Genomic DNA, 5956 nt, shown 5'->3' with positions numbered 1-5956 from the left:
GGGCGATCACCGCGCACAGTGCCATCCACGGCACCAGCGTCTCCATCCGTGCCAGGAACACATCGCGCCGCGTCGGGCGACGGTACTGTTCAAACCCGTTGCCCTGGTCAGCTGACATTGCCAAGGTCCGCTGCTTCATCGGCTTGCACCACCATCGCTGCGAAGCACTTATCCTCGCATCTTTGGAACTTGATCAGCGTTGCCTTAGGACTTGGCTTGCTGACGTTGCGAGGTCGATGCGGGAGAGCAAGGCGCGGGTCAGTGGCGTGGCTACAGGGCCCTTGCCCGCCCACCATCGCAGGACACGCCGCAAGTACGTCCTTGTAGGCGCTTACGCGGCATCCATGCCGCGTAAGGTCCGGCGACGGTGGGCGGGCAAGGACCAGTTGCGTTGGTCGGTGTGCAACGTTCCACAAGCGATCCGCAGACCACGGGCGCGGCCCTGATTCTTCAGTAGACCACCAGTCAACTGTCTGATGCGGTGTTCTCGCCGATTGCGGGACCGATGGCGGCATGGATGCCGCCATCGAGCACCCATGGACGGGTTCACGGCGTGTCCCGCGAGCGGTGAGGGCACCGCGCACCCGACGCCGCGAATTTGCTGCAGGGCTTGTCCGCGCACCACCGCGGAACACGTTGCAATGCCGTGTTTGTCCAACGCATTGTCTAAAAACGGCGAGGGCGCCGCGTCTTCGATACGCTGGCTTCGGCATAGGGAAACAATGCGGTAGTTGGAGTTCCGCGGTGGCCGGAGCTCGGGTGGCGTGCACCTTGCACCAGCCAGGCCAACGCATCGTCCGATGCGCTCGCCGCGCGCTATGCGATCCTGTGCATCGCTTTGCAACGGACACGATCGCGCATGGCGGTAGATGCATTTGCCTTGATTCTTGCCATGTTGGGGCTGGGCCTGCTGTTCGCCCGCCTGCGGGTGTTGCCGGACAACAGCGCTGATGTGCTCAACCGCATCGTGCTGTACATCTGCCTGCCGGCGTCGGTGCTGACCTATGTCCCGCGCCTGCATCTGGACGCTTCGCTTGGTGGGGTGATTGCCACGCCATGGCTGCTGACCGCCATCATCGTGCCGCTGCTGTGGGGCTGCAGCCGCCTGTTGCGTTTCGGCCGCGCCGAATGTGCCGCGCTGCTGATGTGCGTGGTGTTTACCAATTCCAGCTTTATCGGCTTTCCGATGGTGCGCGCGCTGATCGGCGATCACGCGCTGCCCTATGCAGTGGTCTACGACCAGTTCGGCACCTTTGTGTTGCTGTCCACGTTCGGGCTGTATGTGCTGGCCCGGTACAGCGGCGATACCCCGCCGACCGCACGGCGGATCGTGATGCGCGTGCTGCAGTTCCCGCCGTTGTGGGCGCTGCTGTTCGCCTTGACCCTGATGCCCGAGCAACCGCCGGCCTGGATTGGCTCGGGCCTGAAGAACCTGGCCGATGCGATGTTGCCGCTGGTGATGCTCTCGGTGGGCTTTTCGCTGCAGTTGCACCTGCCTGCCGACGAACTCAAGCCATTGGCTGTGGGCCTGGTGTTCAAGCTGCTGCTGATGCCGGTCCTGGCCCTGCCGCTGTCCTGGGTGCTGGGTCTGCGCGGGCAGATGCTGCAGACCAATGTGCTCGAATCGGCCATGCCCACCATGATCACCGCCGCCGCGCTGGCCATTTCGCACCGGCTGGCGCCACGTCTGGCTGCAGCGATGGTCGGCTACAGCATCCTGCTGTCGTTGCTGATGTTGCCTGCGTGGGCCTGGCTGCTGGCGCGGCTGGTGGCCTAAGGCCTAAACGCTGGCAGCAGCCAGAACGCAGTAGTGCCGCGTACGCGCGCTTGCGATTGTTCGAACTGCGGTATGTCCAGACCTGCAACATCGCTCGTCGACTGAAGGTCTGCGCTGCCGTTACCTGTTCACCATCAGCGCGTTTAACGTGTTTCGACTACTTCCTCACCTTGCCGCGGTGTACGCTGCCGGTTTGCTCCCGGAAGCGAGGCGTGCATGAAGACAGTCCTGGTGGCCGCCTCCAAAGGCGGCGTCGGCAAGACCACGATCGCCACCAACCTGGCCGCACATGCGGCGTTGCAAGGCCAGCGCACCGTGCTGGCGGATGCCGATCCGCAAGGTTCGTCCACCCGCTGGGTAGAGCGCCGCGCCAGCCTGGAAAGTGCGGTCTTGCCGATCGACGCCACCAAGCGCCGCAGCTGGCAGAGCGCCGTGCCGGAGGGCACCGATACCCTGATCGTCGATGCGCCGGCCGGCGCCATGGCCGACGACCTGAGCGGATTTCTCGACCACGTCGATGCCATCGTGGTACCGGTGTTGTCCTCGGCGCTGGATATCGAAGCGGTGGTCGGCTTTCTCAACACGCTGGCCAAGGTGCCGCGCGTGCATCAGCGCAAGCTGCCGGTGGGCCTGGTGCTCAATCGTGCCCGTCCCTGGACCCAGACCTCGCAACAGGCCGCCGACATGATCGGCAGCTGGCCGTATCCGCTGGTGACACAACTGCGCGACACCCAGGCCTATGTGGTGATGGCCGGGCTGGGCCGCAGCTTGTTCGACTACCGCTCGGCGCAGGTGCGCGACCATCAACAGGACTGGGAGCCGCTCTTCAAGTGGCTCAAGAAGTCCTAGAACCGGAAGTTCCTATGCGCGAATTGATCTTGTTGCGACACGCCCACGCCGAACCGGCCGACACCGGACAGGCCGATTTCGATCGCCCGCTGTCGCCGCACGGCATTGCCGAGGCCGAAGCGGCCGGGCGTTGGCTGCGCGAACAGCGGCTGGTGCCCGACCGGGTACTGTGCTCACCGGCGCGCCGCGCCCGCGAAACCCTGGAGGCGGTGCTCGAGCTTACCGGCTACATCGAACAACGGCTGGACGAACGCATTTATGAGGCTACCCCCGGCACCCTGGCCAGCCTGGTGGACGAACACCGCGAGGCCGAGCGCCTGCTGCTGGTGGGCCACAACCCTGGCCTGGAACGGCTGGCAGCGCTGATGCACAGCGGCCAGACCGGCGATTACCGCGGCATGCCCACCGCCTCGATCGCGTTGCTGGCCTTGCCGCTGGACGCCACCATCGAGCCGGGCATCGCCCGCCTGACCGCCTTCTGGTGGCCTTGATCCGTGTCACCGTCGCTGCGCTGGTACGCCTGGCTCGCGCTCTGGGTGGTGTTCCCCTGCATGGCGCAGCAGAAGGTGCAGTCCATCGACCCGGCGCAATCGCGCTTCGGGTTCGAGATCAAGACGCGCTTCGGAATGAAGATCGAGGGGTTTTTCCCGCGTTTTCGCGGTGACGTGGTGACGTTGGCCGATGGGCGTCAGCAGGTGCGCTTCCGGCTGGACGCCACTCAGGTGGAGATCCCCGGCAAGGACCGCTACACCAGTTGGATGCGCGGGGAGGATTTTTTCGACGTTGCGCAGTATCCGGTGGTCGAATTCGAGTCGCTGCCGTATGTCGAGGAAGTGGTGAAGCAGGGCGGCGACATCGTCGGCAACCTGACCATCCGCGGAATCACCCATCTGGAGACGCTGCACGTGGTGCCGGCTGAATGCACGCGGCCGGGCTATGATTGCGACGTGATCAGTCGAGGGACGGTCCTGCGTGGACGTTACGAAATGAATGCGTGGCAGATGGCCCTGGGCGACAGGGTGACGTTCATTCTGCGTGGGCGCTTGCAGGAGGAGCGGCGCCCGTGACGTATCTGTTGAGGATTTGCGTGCTGGCAACGTTGTTGCTCGGCACCGGATGCGCCAGCCTGTCACAAACCGAACGCAATCGTGCCGCTGGTGTCGCCGCTGCGGCGCGCAGCACCGTGGTCAATTGCACCCAGGCCAATCGCTGTGCCCAGCCCTCGCCATTGCGCGTGCTGGGCGGCGAGGCGATCACCGCCTCCACCCCGGCGGCGCCGCGGCATTACGCCACCATCGTCGACCACGGCGAAGAATCGCTGGTGGCCCGGCTCAACCTGATCCGCAGCGCCACCCGCAGCATCGATCTGCAGACCTACATTTTCGACAAGGACGACAGCGCGCGCATGGTGCTGGACGCACTGGTGGACGCCGCCCAACGCGGGGTCAAGGTGCGCATCCTGATCGATCAGCTGTCGGCGATTGCCGATCTGCAGATTCTCGGCGCGCTGGCCAGCAGCCATGAAAACCTGCAGCTGCGCATCTACAACCCCACCTTCGGCAAGGTCAAGCTCAATTACTTCGACTATGCCGGCAGCGTGCTGTGTTGCTTCCGCCGCTTCAACCAGCGCATGCACAACAAGCTGCTGGTGGTGGACGACGTGCTGGGCGTGGTTGGTGGGCGCAATTACCAGGACGACTATTACGGCTGGGACAGCGAGTACAACTTCCGCGACCGCGACGTGATTCTGGCCGGGCCGGAAGTGCGCGCCATGGCCGCCAATTTCGATGCGTTCTGGCGCGCCCGGCGCAGCGTACCGGCCGAGCGTCTGAACGATGTCGGGCGCCTGCTGCTGGAGCAGGGCGTGCCGGCGATGCCGCCGGCCCAGTTCCGCCGGCCCGACCGGGTGGCGCGGGTGGACCGCGAAGCGCGCGACCCGCAATTCGTGCGCGACGCCTTCGTGACCCCGGCCATGCCGGTGCAGCGCGTGCTCTACGTGGCCGATCTGCCGCAAAAACACCGCCGGGAGCATGTGGCCAAGGCGGTGTCCACGGCGCCGGAACTGGACGGCCTGATTGCCGGCGCGCGGCAGGAAGTGCTGCTGCAGACCCCCTACTTGGTGTTGTCCGACCAGGCGCAGGCGATCTTCCGCACATTGCGCAACCACCCGCAGCCACCGCGCATCGTGGTGTCGACCAATAGCCTGGCCGCCACCGACAACCCCATCGTCTATGCGCTCTCGTACAAGTTCAAACGCCGCAACATGCGCGAACTGGGCTTCAACGTGTACGAGTTCAAGCCGTTCCCGCTCGATGCCCCGGTGGATTACGTCAACCTGGTGCCGGACCCGCTGAACGTCGCCTCAGACGTCAATCAGGACAGCCGCACCAATCGCCTGATCGGCGGCAGCGCAGCGGGCAATGCGATGCGCGGCAGCAGCGGCCCGGAGGGGAATGCCAGCGCGAGCGCCGGCAGCGTGCTGCGCGGTAGTGGTAGCGGCCGTGCGCCAGGCGGGAGCGAGGTCGATCGGCGCGTGTTGCGTACCGAAACGCGGCCCTCGTTCCTGGGCACGCGCGCGGTCAACAAGCCGCTGCCGGTGACCCGCGCCGGTGCGCGCATGGGTTTGCATGCCAAGTCGTTGGTGGTGGATCGCCGCATCGGCGTGATCGGTACGCACAACTTCGACCCGCGCAGCGAGAACTACAACACCGAAGCGGCAGTGGTGATCGACGATGCGCGCTTTGCGCAGGCGTTGGCTGCCAGCATCGAGCGCGATATCGCCCCGGAAAATGCCTGGACGGTGGCACCGCGCGAAAAGCCGCCGGTGTTGGGCGGGTTGAACTACAGCGTGGGCAAGGTCTCCGAAGCCTTGCCGGTGCTGGACTTCTGGCCATGGCGCTATGCCACCAATTACGAGTTCCAGCCCGGCCCGAATTGTCCGTTTCCGCTCAAGCGGCAGGATCCGCAATTCCGCAAGTGCTATGTGGCGGTGGGCGATTTCCCGGAGGTCAATGTCGGCCCGAAGTGGCTGCTGGTGCGCATGCTGACCGCCTTCGGCGCCGGGCTGGTACCGATTCTCTGATCGGCCGGCGTGCCGCGCGGGTTGCAGCGGCGGCCGCCTGACCGCGCAGCACGTTGTGGTTGGATGAACGCAGTTGGCTACGGATCGGTTCCTAGGCGCGGGAAATCGCCGAAGTGGCTGCAGTTGCCATGGGCGAGGGGCGCGCAATGCGTTGGCGCGGCCAACCAGTGCTGTCGGGCGCCGGCACCACGGCCCAGTTGCATCGCACCCCGGGCGCCGGGATGCTTTTCCCGCTTCCCGCTTCCCGC

General features: G+C 65.5%; 5 protein-coding genes and 1 pseudogene. 5 read left to right on the top strand and 1 reads right to left on the bottom strand.

Going from position 1 to position 5956, the window contains the following annotated elements; translation table 11 throughout:
• Nucleotides 1–139 (bottom strand): annotated as a pseudogene (locus XAXN_RS22085) (IS5/IS1182 family transposase); the annotation flags it as partial.
• 720 nt (nt 140–859) lie between these two features.
• Here XAXN_RS22085 and XAXN_RS18355 point away from each other — a divergent pair.
• From XAXN_RS18355 to XAXN_RS18335, 5 genes are all read left to right on the top strand, one after another.
• Nucleotides 860–1777, top strand: coding sequence for an AEC family transporter (locus tag XAXN_RS18355; RefSeq protein ID WP_054320598.1), 918 nt, complete (start codon nt 860–862; stop codon nt 1775–1777).
• Between the two features lie 216 nt (nt 1778–1993).
• Nucleotides 1994–2626, top strand: coding sequence for a ParA family protein (locus tag XAXN_RS18350; RefSeq protein WP_054320597.1), 633 nt, complete (start codon nt 1994–1996; stop codon nt 2624–2626).
• 14 nt (nt 2627–2640) lie between these two features.
• Complete coding sequence (locus tag XAXN_RS18345) at nt 2641–3117, top strand: SixA phosphatase family protein (RefSeq protein WP_003488452.1); 477 nt, start codon at nt 2641–2643, stop codon at nt 3115–3117.
• 3 nt (nt 3118–3120) lie between these two features.
• Nucleotides 3121–3693, top strand: coding sequence for a YceI family protein (locus tag XAXN_RS18340; RefSeq protein WP_054320596.1), 573 nt, complete (start codon nt 3121–3123; stop codon nt 3691–3693).
• Nucleotides 3690–5708: a phospholipase D family protein gene (locus tag XAXN_RS18335; RefSeq protein WP_054320595.1), complete on the top strand. Its 2019-nt coding sequence runs from the start codon at nt 3690–3692 to the stop codon at nt 5706–5708. Before XAXN_RS18340 ends, XAXN_RS18335 begins: the two co-directional genes overlap by 4 nt.
• Nucleotides 5709–5956: the final 248 nt, after the last annotated feature.

The organism is Xanthomonas axonopodis (assembly GCF_001304695.1).
Taxonomy (GTDB): Bacteria; Pseudomonadota; Gammaproteobacteria; order Xanthomonadales; family Xanthomonadaceae; genus Xanthomonas; species Xanthomonas axonopodis.
Note: the sequence above shows the minus strand (reverse complement) of the source record. Positions and strands in the feature narration are given on the sequence as shown.

Coding starts and splice junctions, on each gene's coding strand:
- XAXN_RS18355 (WP_054320598.1), top strand. CDS start 860: ATGGCGGTAGATGCATTTGCCTTGATTCTTGCCATGTTGGGGCTGGGC.
- XAXN_RS18350 (WP_054320597.1), top strand. CDS start 1,994: ATGAAGACAGTCCTGGTGGCCGCCTCCAAAGGCGGCGTCGGCAAGACC.
- XAXN_RS18345 (WP_003488452.1), top strand. CDS start 2,641: ATGCGCGAATTGATCTTGTTGCGACACGCCCACGCCGAACCGGCCGAC.